Genomic DNA, 17,235 nt, shown 5'->3' on the forward strand with positions numbered 1-17,235 from the left:
CAGGCCAAACGACCCCTGCCCTAAGGTGCATCTGTCCCCGTGCGGCGGACCCCCCAAGCGCGGCCGGTAGCTGAAACCTCCTCAGCCACCGGCCGCGGCTGGTCCCCAAACCGACGGCCCTCTCCGAACGCCCCCGAAAACGGGGAGGGCCCCTTCGGACCTTTTCTATCTTTGATAGATGCGTCCCCCACCGGCCCCCGGTGCTTGCGGCTAGATCCGGCCACTAACCCGAGAGGGCGAATGGCGACCGGAGCCTCAGCGCCAAACCGCGCGCCGTCAGCCTTCGCACCACCCTCGTCCAGTTAGTTCCGGGTTAACCCTAACCGCCTAGGATCAGCCTTCGATCGGCGCGCCGTCTGCCGCCGGTTCAGCGTTCCGTTTGTAGAGTGTACCAGACGATGCCGGCACAGCACCTGCTCGAAGACGCCCGTCGAGAGACCGCACCCGCCATAGCGATCCGCATCCCCGTCCGCGTGATGGGGGCCATCATCCTGGGGCTGGTGGCGATCGTGCTGCTGTCCCTCGCCACCTGGCAGGTGGATGATCCGAGCCTCTCCTACGCTTCGGGTGAACCGGCGAGGAACTGGCTCGGCTTCCCCGGCGCGGTCATTGCCGACATGGCGTTCCAGGTCTTCGGCCTCGGCATTCTCACCCTGCTGGTGCCGCCCGCGCTGTGGGGTTGGGGATTGATTCGCCACCGCGTGCCCTCGCGCATGGGCCTGCGCCTCCTCGCCTGGGTCGCCGCGAGCGTTCTGAGCTGTGGCCTGTTTGCCTTCATTGCTGCGCCTGAAAGCTGGCCGCTGCCCACCGGGCTCGGCGGCCTCGTCGGCCAGAGCTTCTCCAACCTGGCGGTGCTCGCTACCGGCGCCACCCCGCAGCCGGTGACCGCCGTGCTGTTTGCCATCATCATTGCCGCCCCGACCCTGGCGCTGTTCTGGATCGCCATGGGCCTGGGCAAGGTCACCCTGCCCGAACTGCCCAAAGGCAAGGCCAGGGCCAAGCCGGCCGGCGCCAAGGGCGCTGCCGCCACTGCGCCCGTCGATGACGACGAACCCGAGCGCGATTCGATCTTCGACGTCATCCTCGGCTACGCCGTGCATCTCGGCTTCTCGGCCCGCACCGCCGTTCGCCGCGCCCGCGCCGGCATCGCCCAGCGCCGGGCCGCCGAAGCAGAATCCGAAGCCTGGCGCGGCGAAGCCGTCGAGCCGAGCCTGCACGGTCATGCGCCGTCGGCCCCCGCCGTTCGCGCCGAGCCCGCCCTCACCGTCGAGCGGCGCTCGATCGTGGCTGCCCATGACGAGCCGCCGTTCGACGACTATCCGCCCGAGCCGGATGAAGAAGCCGATATGCCGCGCTGGGAAATGCAGACCCCGCTGCGTGGCCCGATGGCCGCCTCGCGCAGCCCGGCTCCCATGCCGCACGTCCCGGCTGCGCATCAGCCCGCTCCCGTGGTGTCGCCGCGTGTTGCGGCGCCGGCCCCCCGGCCGCAGCCCGGCATGCGCGCCGCGCGCGAAGCCCAGGGCTCGTTCCTCGACGAACCGCATGGCTTCGAGCTGCCCGAGCTGAACCTGCTCACTCCGCCCAAGCACAAGGGCGCCAGCCCCGAGCATGCGCCGGAACGCCTCGAGGCGATGGCGCGGAAGCTTGAATCCGTGCTCGCCGATTTCGGCGTCAAGGGCGACATCATCAATGTCCGCCCCGGCCCGGTCGTCACCCTCTACGAGCTGGAGCCGGCCCCTGGCATCAAGTCGTCGCGCGTCATCTCGCTGGCTGACGATATCGCCCGCTCGATGAGCGCCATTTCGGTGCGCGTCGCCGTCGTTCCCGGCCGCAACGCCATCGGTATCGAGCTGCCCAACGAGGTGCGCGAGACCGTGTACCTGCGCGAAATGCTGGCCTCGTCCGATTTCGAGAAGATGAAGGGCAAGCTCCCGATCTGCCTGGGCAAGACCATCGGCGGCGAGCCGATCATCGCCGACCTGGCCCGCATGCCGCATCTGCTGATCGCCGGCACCACCGGCTCGGGCAAGTCGGTGGGCATCAACACCTTCATTCTCAGCCTGCTCTACCAGATGACCCCGGAGCAGTGCCGCCTGATCATGATCGACCCCAAGATGCTGGAACTCAGTATCTATGACGGTATCCCACACCTGCTCACCCCGGTGGTGACGGATCCCTCCAAGGCCGTGGTCGCCCTCAAGTGGGCGGTGCGCGAGATGGAGGACCGCTACCGCAAGATGTCGAAGATCGGTGTGCGCAACATCGACGGCTTCAACCAGCGCGTCGGTGAATCGAAGGCCAAGGGCGAGGTCATCACCCGCACCGTGCAGACCGGCTTTGACCGCGAGACCGGCGAGGCGATCTTCGAGAGCGAGGAGTTCAACCTCGAGCCGCTGCCGTTCATCGTCATCATCATCGACGAGATGGCCGACCTGATGATGGTTGCCGGCAAGGAGATCGAAGGCTCGGTGCAGCGCCTGGCGCAGATGGCCCGCGCCGCCGGCATCCACGTCATCACCGCCACGCAGCGCCCGTCGGTCGACGTCATCACCGGCACCATCAAGGCGAACTTCCCCACCCGCATCTCGTTCATGGTGACCAGTAAGATCGACAGCCGCACCATCCTGGGCGAGCAGGGCGCCGAGCAGCTGCTCGGCAACGGCGACATGCTCTACATGGCCGGTGGCGGCCGCATCCGTCGCCTGCACGGCCCGTTCGTCGCCGACAGCGAGGTCGAGGCCGTGGTCAACCACCTGAAGTCCCAGGGCGCCCCGGACTATCTCGATGCCATCGTCGCCGACGAGGACGAGATGGACGAAGGCGGCATGGCCGCCGGCGGTGGCGACGATTATGGCGGCTCGGGCGACGAGCTCTACGACAAGGCCGTCAACGTCGTGCTGACCGACAAGAAGGTCTCGACCTCCTACATCCAGCGCCGCCTGGCAGTGGGCTACAACAAGGCCGCAACGCTGATCGAGCGCATGGAAAAGGAAGGCGTGATTTCCGCCCCCAACCACGCCGGCAAGCGCGAAATCCTCGTCGGCAACAATTCCGACGGGTATTGAGCGGGGCTCTGTTCGCGGTCCCTCTCCGCCGCCAGGCAACGCCCTAAGCCCGGTGTCATCCCTGCGAAAGCAGGGACCCAACTCACAGCCCGCGAAGGTGGATAGATGGGTCCCTGCTTTCGCAGGGATGACAACCGGCGGGTGGGGCACGATCGCTGCGCGCGTGTCTACCGCCCCGCCCCCCTAGACATAATATTAGTCGTACCTTATATAAGTGTCACCTGATACTGGAGGACGCGACGATGCCTTTCGATCTCACCGCCCACGTCAACGCCATGTCCCGCTCGGTGCGCAACCTGGAGCGCGACGGCAAACCCGCCAAGGCGGTGGTCGCCAGCTGCGTTTACGACACCGACGTCGCCGACCTCTGGGATGCCGTCAGCAACCCCGAGCGGCTCCGGCGCTGGTTCTCGCCGGTCAGCGGCGAGCTGAAACTCGGCGGCCGCTTCCAGGTCGAGAACAATGCCGGCGGCACCATCACCGAATGCCAGCCGCAGCGCCGGATCGCCGCCACCTGGGAGTTCGCCGGCGCAATAAGCTGGATCACCATTACCCTCGCCCCGGATGCCGATGGGGCCCGGCTCGAGCTCGAGCACGTTGCCTTCATCGATCCGCACTGGGACCGGTTCGGGCCCGGCGCCGTCGGGGTCGGCTGGGATCTCGGCTTCATGGGGCTGGCCCGGCACCTCGCCGAGCCCACCGTCGACCTGCCGCAGGAAGCCGTGGCGGGCTGGCACGAACGGCCCGAAGCCAAACTGTTCATCCGCACGGCCAGCGACGGCTGGGGCGCCGCCGCCATTACCGCCGGTGAAAGCCGCGAGCAGGCATTGACGGCCGCCGAGGCGACGCGGCAGTTCTACACCGGCGAGGCCCCGCCCCCGGAGATGTGATGCACGCGTTCGACGTTCTCGGCGACCCGGTCCGCCGCCGTATTCTCGAGTTGCTCGCCGAGCGCGAGCATGCCTCGGGCGAGGTGGTTGAGGTGATTGCCGCCGAGTTCGGCATCAGCCAGGCCGGGGTCAGCCAGCATTTGAAAGTGCTGCGGGAGTCCGGCTTCGCCACCGTGCGGCCCGAGGGCACCCGTCGCGTCTACAGCCTCGATGCCGGACCGCTGCGCGACATCGACGACTGGCTCGAACGCTTCCGCGGCTTCTGGACCCACAAGCTCGCCTCGCTCGCCACCGAGATCGCCCGCGGCAAAAAGGATCGCCAAGAAGGATCGCAGTGAGCGGAACCTTCCCGCTGTTGCCGCAATTGCTGTCTAGAGGCATGCTCCATAAATCAAAGACTTGGAGACGGTCAGCGTTTCGACGAAACGGTGACGGCTCCGGACCACGAAGGGAACGTCATCAGGATGATCCGCCGCAGCTTTCTCGCCTTCGCCGCCCTGCTCGCCGCCTTCCCCGCCCTGGCGCAGGAAGCTCGGACGCTGACCGACGCCGAACGCGACCTGATCACCCGGATCAACGAGCACAACTCGCTGATCAAGACCATGGTCGGCCGCTTTCTGCAGATCGATACCCGCGGCCAGCGCATCGAGGGCACCTTCTTCCTCGAGCGGCCGGGCAAGATCCTGTTCCGCTACAATCCCCCCTCCTACGAGCAGATCGTCTCGGTTGGGCGCGGTTTCTATGTCGTCGATCGCAAGGAGAAGACCCAGTACGCCTATCCGCAGGACAAGGTGCCGCTGCGCCAGTTCCTCGATTCGCAGATCGACCTATTCAAGGCCAACATCGTCGCCGTGGCTCAATCCGACGACTATTTCTCGATCACCCTGCAGGACGATACCCCCAAGGGCGTGGTGCGGGTCGCTCTGGTGTTCGACACCGAGAGCCTCGACATGAAGCAGTGGACGCTCACCGAGCCGTCGGGCGCCGAGCTCACCTTCTCGCTCTACGATGTCGAAAAGGACGTCGCCATTCCGAAATCCTACTTCTACATCGACCCGACCTTCCGTTCGAAGGCGGCCCCTCCCGACGCCTGAGCAACCAGGCGGCGTTTCCGGCTTTACGCTCCCTGCCCCGCTCTGCATAAGAGGCGCCTCCCATTCCTGAGGCGCCTTTTTCATGCCGACGAGCTTTGCCACCTGGAACATCAATTCGGTCCGCCTGCGGCTGCCGATCGTCCTCGATTTCCTGCGCCAGTACGACCCCGACGTGCTGTGCCTGCAGGAGATCAAATGCCTCAACGACCAGTTTCCGCGCAACGAGTTCACCGCCGCCGGCTACCCGCACCATGCCGTGCATGGGCAGAAGGGCTACCACGGCGTCGCCATCGTCTCGAAGCACCCGCTGACCGACATTTCCTCGCGTGTCTTCTGCGAGATCGAGGAGAGCCGTCACGTCTCGGCGCTGGTCGATCTCGGACAGGGCTCTGGGTTCGGCCCGCTCACCGTCCACAATTTCTACATCCCGGCCGGCGGCGACCTCGCCGATCCCGAGCTCAACCCCAAGTTCAAGCACAAGCTCGGCTTCCTGAGCGAGCTCAAGAGCTGGTTCGGCGAGGACCACTTCAAGGAGCGCCAGCTGATCTGCGGCGACTTCAATATCGCGCCGCTGGAACACGACGTGTGGAGCCATAAGCAGCTGCTCGACGTGGTCAGCCACACGCCCGTAGAGACCGAGGCGCTCAACGCGCTGCTGAGCGGCGGCCACGGCTGGGTCGACGTGGTGCGCAAGTACTTCCCGGCAGAGGAGAAGCTCTATTCCTGGTGGAGCTACCGCGCCAAGGATTGGCAGGCCGCCAACAAGGGCCGCCGCCTCGACCACATCTGGACCACCGCCGACATCGCCGCCCACACCGCCGGCGCCGAAATCATCAAGCCGGCCCGCGGCTGGAGCGACAAGCCCTCCGACCACGTCCCGGTGATCGCCCGCTTCGCGTGAAACCCAAGCAGAAGAGACCTGCCATGTCGCGAAAACTCGTCAGCTCCGGCTCCTACCTCGAGCCGGTGATCGGCTTTTCCCGCGCCGTCCGCGTCGGCAACATCGTCATGGTTGGCGGCACCGCTCCGATCCCGGCCGAGGGCGGCACCGCTGCCATCGGCGACGTCTACGGCCAGACCAGGCGCTGCCTCGAGATCATCGCCAAGGCGCTGACCGATGCCGGCTCGAGCCTCGAGCATGTCACCCGGACCCGCATCATCCTCACCGATATCGCGCTGTGGAAAGACGCCGCCCGCGCCCACGCCGAGGCCTTTGCCACCATCCGTCCAGTGACCACGCTGATGCAGGTCACCGCCTTCGTCGATCCCGACTGGCTGGTCGAGATCGAAGTCGACGCAGTGATTCCCGACTGAGCATCACACTGATTCACGTGGAACAGCGGCGGCTATCGTGCTCCGGGCACCGACCATCGGCGAGTTTGCCGCCAGCAGCGCCCCTAAGCTCGGTGTCATCCCTGCGAAAGCAGGGATCCATTCATCCACCTGCGCGGGCTGTGAGCTGGGTCCCTGCTTTCGCAGGGATGACGGCCAGTGGGTGGGCACGAACTTGACGCCCATGGGCCTTCGCCGGGGTGACACCGTGGATGAGGCAGCTCAGCTGGCCCAAGCCTATCCACTTACCCCTTGCCGAACCGCCCGCGGGAGCCTTCGATGGCTCCGAGATAGCTCGTCAGCTCGCGCCGGATCCGATCCGCGGCCCGGCCCGCCAGGTCGGGGTACTGGTTCGCCAGCTTCATGAACGCGGTGCGCGGCACGAACAGGGTCTCCACCGCGTCGATCGCTTTGATCGTCACCGGCCGCGGCTTGGGGATGACCAGCGCCATGGCGCCCAGCACCGCGCCGACCTCGTGGATCAGATAGGGGTTGTTCTCGGCGCCATCCTGGGTGCTCGACACGGTGCCCGAGACCAGCACATGCGCGCCTTCCGGCTGGTCACCGGAGGCATAGATGACGCTGCCGGGACGGAATTTCTTCCGTTCTGAGGCGAACGCGAGCAATCGCCGCTGTTCGGCGTCGCAGATTTCGAAGAAATCCGCACGTCCCAGAATCGTCGCCGCGTCGTCGAGTTGCATCCCGCCCTATTCCCGGACCGCCAGCCACATGCCCGGCGCCTCAGCGCCGGGTTGTACCGCGGCCCTCGATATAGAGCATTTCTTGTCGCTGTCAGGAATCCCTTTTGCCACGTCGGCCCACGCGGCAAAAGTTATGCACTGGCTGGCGCGCAGCCCCGGCGCCTTACGGCACCAGCCGGTAGCCACCATCTTCGGTGACGAGGAGCCGCGCGTTGGATGGGTCCCGCTCGATCTTCTGGCGCAGCCGATAGATGTGCGTTTCCAGCGTATGCGTGGTGACCCGGTTATTATAGCCCCACACTTCTTTGAGCAGGATCTCGCGGGTGATGGTCTTGGGACCCTGCCGATAGAGATATTTGAGGATCGAGGTTTCCTTGTCGGTCAACCGCACCTTGGCCCCATCCGGCGCCTCGAGCAGCTTGGCTGCCGGCTGGAAGCTGTAGGGCCCGATGGTGAACACCACGTCCTCGCTCTGGTCGTGCTGGCGCAGCGAGGCGCGAATGCGCGCCAAGAGCACCGAGAACCGGAACGGCTTGGTCACATAGTCGTTGGCGCCCGACTCGAGCCCGAGGATCTCATCGGAATCGCTGTCCTGGGCGGTCAGCATGATGATCGGGCTCTTGAAGCCCTCGCGCCTGAGGATCTTCACCGCCTCGCGGCCATCCATGTCGGGCAAGCCGACATCGAGCAGCATCAGGTCGACATGGGCTCCACGGACCTTGCCCAGCGCATCCGACGCCGATTCCGCCTCGACCAGATCGAACTCGCGATAGTGCGTCAGCTGGTCGATCAAAGTCTTCCGCAGGTCGGCATCGTCGTCGACAATCAGGATGCGCCGTCTGTTCATGTGAGTACCCCAAGCCATTGGCTTCGAATTGCTGAGTTATTGCCGGAGCTTGCAGCCCGCCAATCAAAACGGCGTGAGATCGCCGCGAGATGAGAAACGTGATTTGACACAGATTGGTTTCACCTCGGCCGCCAGTCTTAGCCACGCGATGCTGACGGGAAGCTGACAATTGGCTGACAGCCAACAAGCCGGCGCCGAACCACCTGACATCCTGGCCCGGCGCGCGTGATCGCACCGCTCTGCGGTCGTGACCGCCTGGCTGCGGTTGACAGGCAAACGATCGGGGCATATCACTACGTCGGTTTAACGTAAAACTACGCAGCTCCCACGCAGATCGATCGAAGCAAGAATCGTCGCGCGGAACCACGAGCCAACTAGTTTAACGCAAAACCGATGAGCCGCACCCGGCTCTCAGGGGAGGATCTGCGACTTGGCACGGGCCACGATCAAGGACATTGCGCTCGCCGCGAACGTCTCGCCGATGACCGTTTCCAACGTCATTAACGGCCGCCGCGCCAAGGCCTCGGAGGAGACCATCGAGCGCATCATGGCGGCGGTGAAGACGCTGGGTTACCGCCCCAACATGAGCGCCCGCAGCCTCGTCTCCAACGCCTCGCGCATGGTCGGGGTGATCATCCCGTTCACCGAGAACCAGAACCAGCTGCTGCTCGACAACCCGTTCTATGCCGAGATGATCTCCGGCATCGAAAGCGCGCTGCGCGCCAACGGCTACTACATGATGCTGTCCGGGGTGGGGGAGAGCAACGCCCAGCTCGACACCCTCTCGCACTGGAACATGGACGCGCTGATCGTCCTCGGCGTCTACCGCGAGGCGCTCTACCAGCGGCTGCGCGAACTCGCCCTGCCGACCCTGTTGATCGACAGCTATATCGACGACCCCAGCTTCTACCGCCTCGGCGTCGACGACGAGGCCGCAGCCTATCGCGCCACCAAGTACCTGATCGGCAAGGGCCACTCAGGGGTGGCACTGGTGACCGGTGTCATCCGCACCGACGGCGTCATCGAGCGCCGCGTCGACGGCTACAAGCGAGCGCTGGCCGAAGCCGGCATCGGCTTTGATCCCACCCGCATCCTCTCCGGCTCCGTCACCTTCGACTGGGGCGCCGAGGCGGCCGCAGAGCTCGTGGCGCTGCGCGACACCACCGCCGCCTTCTGCACCGCCGACCTGATCGCCGCCGGCCTCCTCGCCGGCCTGCATCGACTCGGCAGGCGCATCCCCGAGGACTATTCGGTGATGGGCTTCGACAACCTGTCGATCTCGCGCATGGTCTACCCGGCGCTCACCACCATGGATCAGTCGATCCTCGGCAAGGGCCAGCTCGCCGGCCGGCTGATCAGCGCCATCCTCGACAAGACCGAGGCCCCGCGCGACAGTTTTGTCGATGTCGCCATCGTCGAGCGCGACAGCGTCAGCCAGCGAGGCTCGAGATGAGCCCCGCCGCCGATCGCTCCAAGTATCTGGCGCTGGCGGTGCTGCTGCTCCCCAGCCTCGCCGGCATGGTGGTGTTCCTGATGGCGCCGGTGCTGTCCTCGCTGGTGCTCAGTTTTTCGCAATGGGACCTGATCGGCGAGATCAGCTGGGTCGGCCTCGACAACTACGTCGCCGCGCTCGCCGATCCGGCGGTGCTCGGAGCGCTGCGCAACACCCTCACCTTCATCCTCGGCTACCTGCCCTCGGTGGTGCTCATCGCGCTCGGCCTCGCCTTGCTGCTCAACCGCCGCATCCGTGGCCGCGTCGTCTTCCGGGCCATCTACTTCGTGCCGGTGGTCACTTCGTGGGTCGCCGTGTCGCTGATCTGGAAGTGGCTGCTCAACCCGCAATACGGGCTGGTCAACTTCGCGCTCGGCGCCATCGGCATCAAAGGTCCGGGCTGGCTGTTCGACCCGGCCTGGGCGATGACCGGCGTCATCCTCACCTCGGTGTGGAAGGATATCGGCTTCGTCACCGTGATCTACCTCGCCGGCCTGCAGGATATTCCCGAGCCGCTCTACGAAGCGGCGGCCCTCGATGGCGCGACGCCCTGGCAACGGTTCTGGTCGATCACCTTCCCGATGCTGGCGCCGACCACCTTCTTCGTCACCACCATCTCGCTGATCTCGTCGTTCCAGGTGTTCGACCAGGTCTGGATCATGACCCAGGGCGGCCCCGCCGGCGCCACCTCGGTGATGGTGGAGCTGATCTACAAGAACGCCTTCAGCTACTACAAGATGGGCTACGCCTCGGCGATCTCCTGGGTGCTGTTCGCCCTGATCTTCGCGGTGACAATCGCGCAGAACCTGTTGCAGAAGAAGCTGGACCGGTCCGATGGCTGAGCCGCTTGCCATGCCCCGGGACACCCCCCTCCCAACCTCCCCCACAAGGGGGGAGGTGCCCGCCGGTGCGGCTGGCACCAGCGGCGCCACAAGCTCGTCCCTGCACCGCCCCCTGGATGGGGGAGGCCGGGAGGGGGTGGGCCGCAGGCGCGGTGCTCGCCTCTCCCTGCCAGACCTCGCGACCTACGCCATCCTCATCGCCGGCGCGGTGGTCATGCTGCTGCCCTTCGCCTGGATGGTCTCCACTTCGCTGAAGACCGCCGGCGCCACCTTCGTCACCCCGCCTAACTGGCTGCCGGACCCGGCGACATCAGACAACTACGCCAAAGTGTTCGACAGCGCCCCGGTCGGCCAGTTCCTGTTCAACTCGATCTTCGTCTCGGTCACCTCGACCGTGCTGATGGTGCTGTTCTGCGCCATGTCGGGCTATGCCTTCGCGCGCATCGCGTTCCGCGGCCGCACCGTCCTGTTCTACGCCTACCTCGCGACCCTGATGATCCCGCAGCAGGTGACCCTCACCCCGCTCTTCATCATCATGAACTGGCTCGGCTGGACCAATTCCTACCAGGCGCTGATCCTGCCCTCGAGCTTCGGCGCCTTCGGCACGTTCCTCCTCCGGCAGTTCTTTCTGCGATTGCCCAAAGAGATCGAGGAAGCCGCCTTCATCGATGGCGCCGGCTATATCCGGATCTTTTTCACCATCGCCATCCACCTGGCGCGCCCGGCGCTCGCCACCCTCGCGGTGTTCGCCTTCATGGCCAGCTGGAACAGTTTTTTGTGGCCGCTGATCATCACCACCGACCAATCGATGATGACCCTGCCGCTGGGCCTCAGCGCCCTGCAGGGGCGCTGGACCACCGACTGGAACGTGCTGATGGCGGGCGCGGTGATCGCCACGCTGCCGATCATCGCCGTCTACGTCTTCGCCCAGCGCTTCATCATCAAGGGCCTGTCCCACACCGGGCTCAAGTAACGACAACGGTCTCAAGGAGGAGAAAAGACCATGCTGCGCAGAACGTTCACCGCTTTCACCGGGCTGCTGCTTGCCACCGCCCTCATCACCCCGGCACTCGCCGAGGACGTCACCATCAAATACATGACCTTCTCGGCCGCGCCGAATTACCTGAAGGAACTCGACGCCACCATCGCCGCCTTCGAGGCCGAGCATCCCGGCGTCAAGGTCACCTACGAGACCGCCGCCTGGGACGCCTATTTCACCAAGCTGCAGACCGTCGTTGCCGCAAAGCAGGCGCCCGACGCTTTCGAACTCAACTTCGAGAACTTCGTCACCTATGCCGATAAGGGCGCGCTCGCCGACCTCACCCCGCTGATCGCGGCCGATACCGGCTTCTCGACCTCGGTGTACAACCCGACGGCGCTCGCCGCCTTCACGAGGGATGGCAAGCAATATGGCCTGGTCGAAAGCTTCTCCAACGTCGTCCTGTTCTACAACAAGGACCTGTTCGACGCCGCCGGCGTCGCCTACCCGACGGCCGACTGGACCTGGACCGAAGAGCTCGCCGCGGCCCAGAAGCTGACCAATGCCAGCGCCGGCGTCTGGGGCGATTTCGCGCCGATCCAGTTCTGGGAGTTCTACAAGACCATCGCCCAGAACGGCGGCTCGATCCTCTCGCCCGACAAGAAGACCGTCACCATCGACTCGCCTCAGAACATCGAGACGCTCACCTGGATGATCGACAAGGTGTCGACCTACAAGGTCACCCCGTCGGATGTCGAAATGGCCGGCCAGTCGTCCGAGGATCTGTTCAAGGCCGGCAAGATTGCCATGCTGCGGACTGGCATCTGGCTGCTCGGCGATTTCGCCGCCAATGCCAAGTTCAACTGGGATATCGCACTCGAGCCGGGCAAGACCAACAAGGCGCACCACTTCTTCGCCAATGGCGTCGCCGTCTCGGCCAATTCGAGCCACCCGGCCGAAGCCTACCAGTGGATCAAGTTCCTGACCTCGTCGAAGGCCGCCGTCGACCTCCGCATCGCCGCCGGCTGGGAACTCCCCGCCGTCTCCGACGCCGCGGCCGTGCAGGGCTATCTCGATCAGCCAGTCCCCGAGAGCCGCGAAGTGGTGTTTGAGGCGCTCGACACCGCGGTCGTTCCGCCGGTGATCGGCAACTGGAACCAGCTGACCGACGCGGTGGGCAAGGAACTCGAAGCCGCCAAGCTCGGCCAGAAGACACCGGAACAGGCGTTGAAGGACGCCAAGGCGGCGATCGAGGGGCTGCTGTAAGCGCTGACTGCCGGCAGACGGGCCCCTCCCATCCTCCCCCATGAAGGGGGAGGTGCCCTGCCGGTGAGCCGGGCTCGATCGAGCCCCAAACTCCACTTCACCTCCCCCTTCATGGGGGAGGCCAGGAGGGGGCCGTCTCTCTCAGTCGGCACGCCTTCCTTCACCCAATTGCCTCCCAAAGGGCAAGGCCGGGAGCCCCCGGGCTCTCGGCCACTCACACCGGAACCAGCCATGACCACCGACGCTCGCGAACCCGCCCTCGCCACCCGCCACCCCTGGTTCCTCGAACTCTATGCCGAGCTGCTGCGTGACCCGGCCGCAGCCGCCCCGCAGATCGCCACACGCCTCGCCGACGCCGATCCCACCGACCCGGTCGATGCCGCGCTCGCCCTCTACCTCGCCGCCCTCCTTGCCCAATCGACCGGCGACCTCGCGCTGCTTCGCTCCGACAAGGCCGCGGCACTGCGCACCTCCATCACCACGCGCCTCGAGCGCGAACTGTCGCCCAACCAGAACTACGCCACCGACACCTGGGTCGTGGCGCTGTGGGCCGCCGCCCTGCGCGAAACCAACCATCTCTCGCGCGACGAGAGCACCACGCGCCTGGTCGGCCGGGTGAAGAACCACGTCTATGCCAACCATGTGCGCCTCGGCGCGCTGATGTCGTCCTCCGACAAGGAGACACTCGAGTTCGACGTCGTCCTCGCCGCCGTGCCGTTCGGCTTGTTCGACTGCGAGGACCTGGTGCTGGTCGACGCGGTCCGCACCCTCACCGCCCCCGATCGCCTCGCACGCGCCACTGCGGCCGACCGCCAGCTCCTCGCCTGGTACTATGCCGAGCAGGGCAGCTACGCCAAAAGCCGAAAACTGCTCGCCGCGACGCCCGCGCCCATCGTCGCCGAGCGCCTCAAGGCTCTCGGCCAACTCGAAGCCCGCTTCATCCGCCACGCCCCCGATGGCAATGGCAACCGCTACGAGCCGCTGCTCGAAGAGCGCTTCCCCAAGCTCATCACCGACGCCGACGAGGTCACCGTCCGCGCCCAGGCCTCGCCGCTGTCGGCGGACGAGCCGCTCGAACTCATCGTCGGCGAAACCGCCATTGCCGGCGCCTTCAAAGGCGATTGCTGGGAGTTCATCCTCCCCCGCACCCCGGCGGGATCGCTGGTCGAGTACCGCATCCGCTTTGCCACCCACCCTGAGGTCACCCAGGGACCGTTCGTCTACGAAACGCTCCGACGGCGCCGGCAGGACAGCGCGCCGGTGCGAGTCACCGTTTCGGACGGCCGCATCGACATCACCCCGGGCGCGGGCGACACAGAACTCCCGCTGCAGCTGGGCGTCGCCACCCTCACCGATATCTCTTGGCTCGAAGCCCGCGACGGTACCATTCGCGAGATCTCCGCTACCCTCACCCATCCGCCCTGCGGCTGGTACGGTTTCGGCGAGCGCTACAACGCCCTGAACCAGGCGGGCAACCGGGTCGATCAGTTCGTCTACAACCAGTACAAGGAACAGGGCTTACGGACCTATATGCCGATGCCGGTCGGCTATACCGACGCCGGCTTCGGCCTCCACCTCGCAACCGATTCCTATTCCTGGTTCGACCTCGGCATAGCAGGGGAAACCCGGCTCGGCGTCGAAGCCGACCACCTCGCCATCGACCTGCTGACTGGCCCCGTCGCCGCACAGGTCAGCCAGTTCATGGCGCTCACCGGCGACCCCGAACCCGTCCCCGCCTGGGCCCTCGGCCCCTGGATGTCCTCGAACAACTGGGACAGCGAGGCCGAGGTACGAAAGCAGGTGGCGCTCACCCTCGAGCACCAGATCCCGGCCACTGTCCTGGTCATCGAAGCCTGGTCGGATGAAGCGACCTTCTACATCTTCAACGACGCCCAATACGCCGAAAAACCCGGCGCCGAGGCCTTCGTCTATGGCGATTTCAGCTTCCCCGCCTGGGGCCGCTGGCCCGACCCCAAAGGCCTCGCCGCGCATCTGCACGACAACGCCCTGCGGCTGATCCTGTGGCAGATCCCGATCATCAAGCAGTCTCCGGCGCTGAAACACCTGCAGAAGCGCAACGACGAAAGCCATTTCTTTGCCGAGGGGTTTGGCGTGAAACACCCCGACGGCACGTCGCTGCGGCTGCCTGAGGGCTGGTTCAAGGACAGCCTGCTGATGGATTTCACCAACCCCGCCGGCCGCGACTGGTGGTTTTCGAAGCGCCAATACCTGATCGATGAGCTCGGCGTCGACGGCTTCAAGACCGACGGCGGCGAGATGGTCTGGGGCAAGGATCTGCGTTTCGCCGATGGCAGCACCGGGCTCGAGAGCCGCAACGCTTACCCGCGCGACTATATCTCGGCCTATCACCGGTTTGCCCAGCAGAACGGCGGCATCTGCTTTTCGCGCGCCGGCTATACCGGAGCGCAGACCTTCCCGGCCCATTGGGCCGGCGATGAACGCTCCACCTGGGATGCGTTCAAACGCTCGATCCTCGCCGGCCTCTCGGCCGGCATGTCGGGGGTGATCTTCTGGGGTTGGGACCTGGGCGGTTTCTCCGGGGAAGTTCCAAGCGCCGAGCTCTACGTGCGTTCGGCCGCCATGGCGTGTTTCTCTCCCATCATGCAGTACCACGCCGAGAGCAAGGCTGAGTTCAACCAGGACCGCACCCCCTGGAACATCGCCGAGCGCTCCGGCGACGAACGGGCCCTCACCGGCTACCGCTTCTTCGCCAACCTCCGCATGTCGCTGCTGCCCTACCTGCAGCGCGAGGCTGCCTGGTGCGTCGCTCGGAAGCAGCCGTTGCTGCGCGCCATGCTGCTGGATTTTCAGGGCGATAGCCGTGCGGCCGGGCTGTGGGACCAATACATGTTCGGTCGCGACCTGCTGGTCGCCCCGATCATCCGGGAGGGCGATACCGCCCGCGAGGTGTACCTGCCCAAGGGACGCTGGTGGCACCTGTTCCAGAACCGCTGGTATGACGGCGGGCAAACCCACCGGGTTGCTGCCCCGCTCGAACAGATCCCGGTCTTCCTCCGCCAAGGCGCCGCCCTGCCGCTCGCCTTCCAGCACGAGGCCCGCCTCGGCGCCAACATGCCCTCCGACATCGATGCCGCCGGGACCTCGGTCTTGCTAGTCGCCGGTCTCGAGCCCAACACCACGCTCCAGCACCGCGGCCTCGAAATCGCGGTATCCGACGGCATCGTACGTGTCACTTCCAAGGGCTCTCGCCCGATCAAGCTGGTCTTCACCGACCCGCCGGCCCAGCTCGAACTGAACGGCATCGTCCAGCCAGCCTCGACGCTCGCGTTGTCCGGTGCTGGGCTGACGATGTTCGACCTGCAGGCAGTTTGAGCGCGGCCACGCCCCGCAATCGAGGGGTGTTATGACGCCATAGCAGTGCGGCCACCGCCGCCACTCCCACGCGTCAGGGGTGCATCCGTGCCCCCTTGGCCACCTTGTCGACGAGCTTCCGCTCGGCGCGGAGCCCGATGCCGACCAGCTTCGCCTCCTCCGGCGCGAAGCGGGAGAAGACGTCGCGGTTGGCCGCATCATGGCCGGTCGCGAACATTTCCTCGATATAGGCCGAGGTCACGATGCCGCGCTCCAGGGCGCGCCGATGGATGCTTCGCATCGCTTCGGCATCCGCCGCGAGAACGATCACCGGCTGCACCGACAGCGAGCTGAAGCGGTTGCCGGCGCCATCGATATAGGGCTCGCCGATGATTTCCGGGTGCTGAGCCGTAATTCCGGCGGCAAGAAATGCGGTAACGTTGAGCGCTTGCCACGGCGCGAGGTCCTCGCGCAGGACAATGGCGATCTTGGTGTCGAACATGGCGGAAACCCTGGAAGCAACTGACGTACCACGGGTCCTAGACGCGGAGACCGGCGTCGGTCTTGAACGTTTGTGCAGCACGGCCGAAGACGCCGTGCGCGCCGCACCCGGCTATCCCGGTATGGAGCGCATCGAGGCGCAATTCCTCGGCAATGCCTATGCCCGGCATCGGCACGACACCTATGCGCTCGGCGTGACCCTCCGCGGTGTGCAGAGCTTCTGGTATCGCGGCGAGGTCCGAGCCTCGCTGCCCGGCCAGGTCATCATCCTCCACCCCGACGAGATCCACGACGGCGGCGCCGGTACCGAGCAGGGCCTCACCTACCGCATGCTCTACCTCGACCCGGCGCTGGTGCAGGCCGGATTGCAGAATGCCGGCTTGCCCTTCGTTGCCGCCCCTGTGGTTGACGACCTCGTGCTCCGTTCGGCGCTGCTCGAAGCTTTCGGCGACATGGACAGCACCCTCGAGCCCCTGGTGGCCGACCAGGTGGTGGCCGAGCTCGCCGAGGGTCTCTTGCGTCGTGCCGATGCGCCGCCGAAGCGAGCATCGCTGCTCGACCTGGTCGCTCTGGCGCGGGTGGCGGAGGTCCTCAACCACGCCGGACTGCAGCCGATCCGCTCCGACGAGCTCGAAGCCGTCTCCGGCCTCGATCGCTTCACGCTCTCGCGCCAATTCCGGGCGCGCTTCGGCACCAGTCCGCACCGCTACCTGACCATGCGTCGGGTCACCGAGGGCCGACGCCTGCTTGCGGCAGGCCAGTCCATAGCCGCTGTCGCCGCCGAGACTGGCTTCGCCGACCAGAGCCACTTCCATCGCCACTTCCTCAAGGCCTTCGGCATGACCCCCGGCCGCTGGCAGCGCCTGGTCATTGCGGCCTGAATCCGGCTCGGC

The 17,235-nt window shown here is 65.9% G+C and carries 15 protein-coding genes; 12 read left to right on the plus strand and 3 right to left on the minus strand.

What is annotated here, in order from left to right; all coding sequences use genetic code 11:
- The first annotated feature begins 398 nt into the window (after positions 1-398).
- The 6 genes from AC1ROK_RS01740 to AC1ROK_RS01765 all read left to right on the plus strand — a co-directional run bounded on the left by AC1ROK_RS01740 (position 399) and on the right by AC1ROK_RS01765 (position 6,363).
- Complete coding sequence (locus AC1ROK_RS01740; RefSeq protein WP_492843218.1) at positions 399-3,065, plus strand: DNA translocase FtsK; 2,667 nt, start codon at positions 399-401, stop codon at positions 3,063-3,065.
- A 242-nt stretch (positions 3,066-3,307) separates the two neighbouring features.
- Positions 3,308-3,955, plus strand: a complete 648-nt coding sequence (locus tag AC1ROK_RS01745; RefSeq protein WP_492843220.1) for an SRPBCC family protein — start codon at positions 3,308-3,310, stop codon at positions 3,953-3,955.
- Positions 3,955-4,293 carry an ArsR/SmtB family transcription factor gene (locus AC1ROK_RS01750; RefSeq protein ID WP_492843222.1) on the plus strand — a complete coding sequence of 113 codons (339 nt, stop codon included), beginning with the start codon at positions 3,955-3,957 and terminating at the stop codon, positions 4,291-4,293. The genes AC1ROK_RS01745 and AC1ROK_RS01750 overlap by 1 nt, the downstream gene beginning before the upstream one ends.
- 90 nt (positions 4,294-4,383) lie before the next feature.
- The gene (locus AC1ROK_RS01755; protein WP_492843224.1) at positions 4,384-5,049 is read left to right on the plus strand and encodes a LolA family protein; all 666 of its coding nucleotides are present in this window, start codon (positions 4,384-4,386) and stop codon (positions 5,047-5,049) included.
- An 82-nt stretch (positions 5,050-5,131) separates the two neighbouring features.
- Entirely contained in the window at positions 5,132-5,950 is an 819-nt protein-coding gene (gene xth / locus AC1ROK_RS01760) for an exodeoxyribonuclease III (RefSeq protein ID WP_492843226.1), read from the plus strand.
- A gap of 23 nt (positions 5,951-5,973) precedes the next feature.
- Positions 5,974-6,363, plus strand: coding sequence for a RidA family protein (locus tag AC1ROK_RS01765; RefSeq protein WP_492843228.1), 390 nt, complete (start codon positions 5,974-5,976; stop codon positions 6,361-6,363).
- Between the two features lie 263 nt (positions 6,364-6,626).
- Here the strand turns inward: AC1ROK_RS01765 and AC1ROK_RS01770 are convergent, their stop codons facing one another.
- Positions 6,627-7,082 (minus strand): cyclic nucleotide-binding domain-containing protein, encoded by a 456-nt coding sequence (locus tag AC1ROK_RS01770; protein ID WP_326866953.1) that lies wholly within the window; start codon positions 7,080-7,082, stop codon positions 6,627-6,629.
- A 163-nt stretch (positions 7,083-7,245) separates the two neighbouring features.
- Positions 7,246-7,929, minus strand: coding sequence for a response regulator transcription factor (locus AC1ROK_RS01775; protein ID WP_055047030.1), 684 nt, complete (start codon positions 7,927-7,929; stop codon positions 7,246-7,248).
- Between the two features lie 430 nt (positions 7,930-8,359).
- Between AC1ROK_RS01775 and AC1ROK_RS01780 the strand changes: the two genes are divergently transcribed.
- The 5 genes from AC1ROK_RS01780 to AC1ROK_RS01800 all read left to right on the plus strand — a co-directional run bounded on the left by AC1ROK_RS01780 (position 8,360) and on the right by AC1ROK_RS01800 (position 15,862).
- On the plus strand, positions 8,360-9,382 hold the full coding sequence (locus AC1ROK_RS01780) for a LacI family DNA-binding transcriptional regulator (protein ID WP_492843230.1): 1,023 nt from the start codon (positions 8,360-8,362) through the stop codon (positions 9,380-9,382).
- The gene (locus tag AC1ROK_RS01785) at positions 9,379-10,263 is read left to right on the plus strand and encodes a carbohydrate ABC transporter permease (protein WP_492843232.1); all 885 of its coding nucleotides are present in this window, start codon (positions 9,379-9,381) and stop codon (positions 10,261-10,263) included. The genes AC1ROK_RS01780 and AC1ROK_RS01785 overlap by 4 nt, the downstream gene beginning before the upstream one ends.
- Positions 10,264-10,399: 136 nt before the next feature.
- Complete coding sequence (locus tag AC1ROK_RS01790; protein ID WP_492843234.1) at positions 10,400-11,236, plus strand: carbohydrate ABC transporter permease; 837 nt, start codon at positions 10,400-10,402, stop codon at positions 11,234-11,236.
- A gap of 30 nt (positions 11,237-11,266) precedes the next feature.
- Entirely contained in the window at positions 11,267-12,508 is a 1,242-nt protein-coding gene (locus AC1ROK_RS01795) for an ABC transporter substrate-binding protein (RefSeq protein WP_492843236.1), read from the plus strand.
- A 231-nt stretch (positions 12,509-12,739) separates the two neighbouring features.
- The gene (locus AC1ROK_RS01800; protein ID WP_492843238.1) at positions 12,740-15,862 is read left to right on the plus strand and encodes a glycoside hydrolase family 31 protein; all 3,123 of its coding nucleotides are present in this window, start codon (positions 12,740-12,742) and stop codon (positions 15,860-15,862) included.
- A gap of 73 nt (positions 15,863-15,935) precedes the next feature.
- On the opposite strand, the gene AC1ROK_RS01805 is transcribed toward AC1ROK_RS01800, so the two are convergent.
- Positions 15,936-16,343 (minus strand): DUF2000 family protein, encoded by a 408-nt coding sequence (locus AC1ROK_RS01805; RefSeq protein WP_492843240.1) that lies wholly within the window; start codon positions 16,341-16,343, stop codon positions 15,936-15,938.
- A 94-nt stretch (positions 16,344-16,437) separates the two neighbouring features.
- Between AC1ROK_RS01805 and AC1ROK_RS01810 the strand changes: the two genes are divergently transcribed.
- A complete protein-coding gene (locus AC1ROK_RS01810; protein WP_492843242.1) occupies positions 16,438-17,223 on the plus strand; it encodes an AraC family transcriptional regulator in 786 nt (261 codons plus the stop codon).
- Positions 17,224-17,235 lie beyond the last annotated feature (12 nt).

The sequence above is a fragment of the Devosia sp. GW821-FHT12F11 genome (assembly GCF_058806655.1).

What these genes read in the sequence shown, in the direction of transcription:
- AC1ROK_RS01740 (WP_492843218.1), top strand. Translation starts at nt 399, where the DNA reads ATGCCGGCACAGCACCTGCTCGAAGACGCCCGTCGAGAGACCGCACCC.
- AC1ROK_RS01745 (WP_492843220.1), top strand. Translation starts at nt 3,308, where the DNA reads ATGCCTTTCGATCTCACCGCCCACGTCAACGCCATGTCCCGCTCGGTG.
- AC1ROK_RS01750 (WP_492843222.1), top strand. Translation starts at nt 3,955, where the DNA reads ATGCACGCGTTCGACGTTCTCGGCGACCCGGTCCGCCGCCGTATTCTC.
- xth (WP_492843226.1), top strand. Translation starts at nt 5,132, where the DNA reads ATGCCGACGAGCTTTGCCACCTGGAACATCAATTCGGTCCGCCTGCGG.
- AC1ROK_RS01765 (WP_492843228.1), top strand. Translation starts at nt 5,974, where the DNA reads ATGTCGCGAAAACTCGTCAGCTCCGGCTCCTACCTCGAGCCGGTGATC.
- AC1ROK_RS01770 (WP_326866953.1), bottom strand. Translation starts at nt 7,082, where the DNA reads ATGCAACTCGACGACGCGGCGACGATTCTGGGACGTGCGGATTTCTTC.
- AC1ROK_RS01775 (WP_055047030.1), bottom strand. Translation starts at nt 7,929, where the DNA reads ATGAACAGACGGCGCATCCTGATTGTCGACGACGATGCCGACCTGCGG.
- AC1ROK_RS01785 (WP_492843232.1), top strand. Translation starts at nt 9,379, where the DNA reads ATGAGCCCCGCCGCCGATCGCTCCAAGTATCTGGCGCTGGCGGTGCTG.
- AC1ROK_RS01795 (WP_492843236.1), top strand. Translation starts at nt 11,267, where the DNA reads ATGCTGCGCAGAACGTTCACCGCTTTCACCGGGCTGCTGCTTGCCACC.
- AC1ROK_RS01800 (WP_492843238.1), top strand. Translation starts at nt 12,740, where the DNA reads ATGACCACCGACGCTCGCGAACCCGCCCTCGCCACCCGCCACCCCTGG.
- AC1ROK_RS01805 (WP_492843240.1), bottom strand. Translation starts at nt 16,343, where the DNA reads ATGTTCGACACCAAGATCGCCATTGTCCTGCGCGAGGACCTCGCGCCG.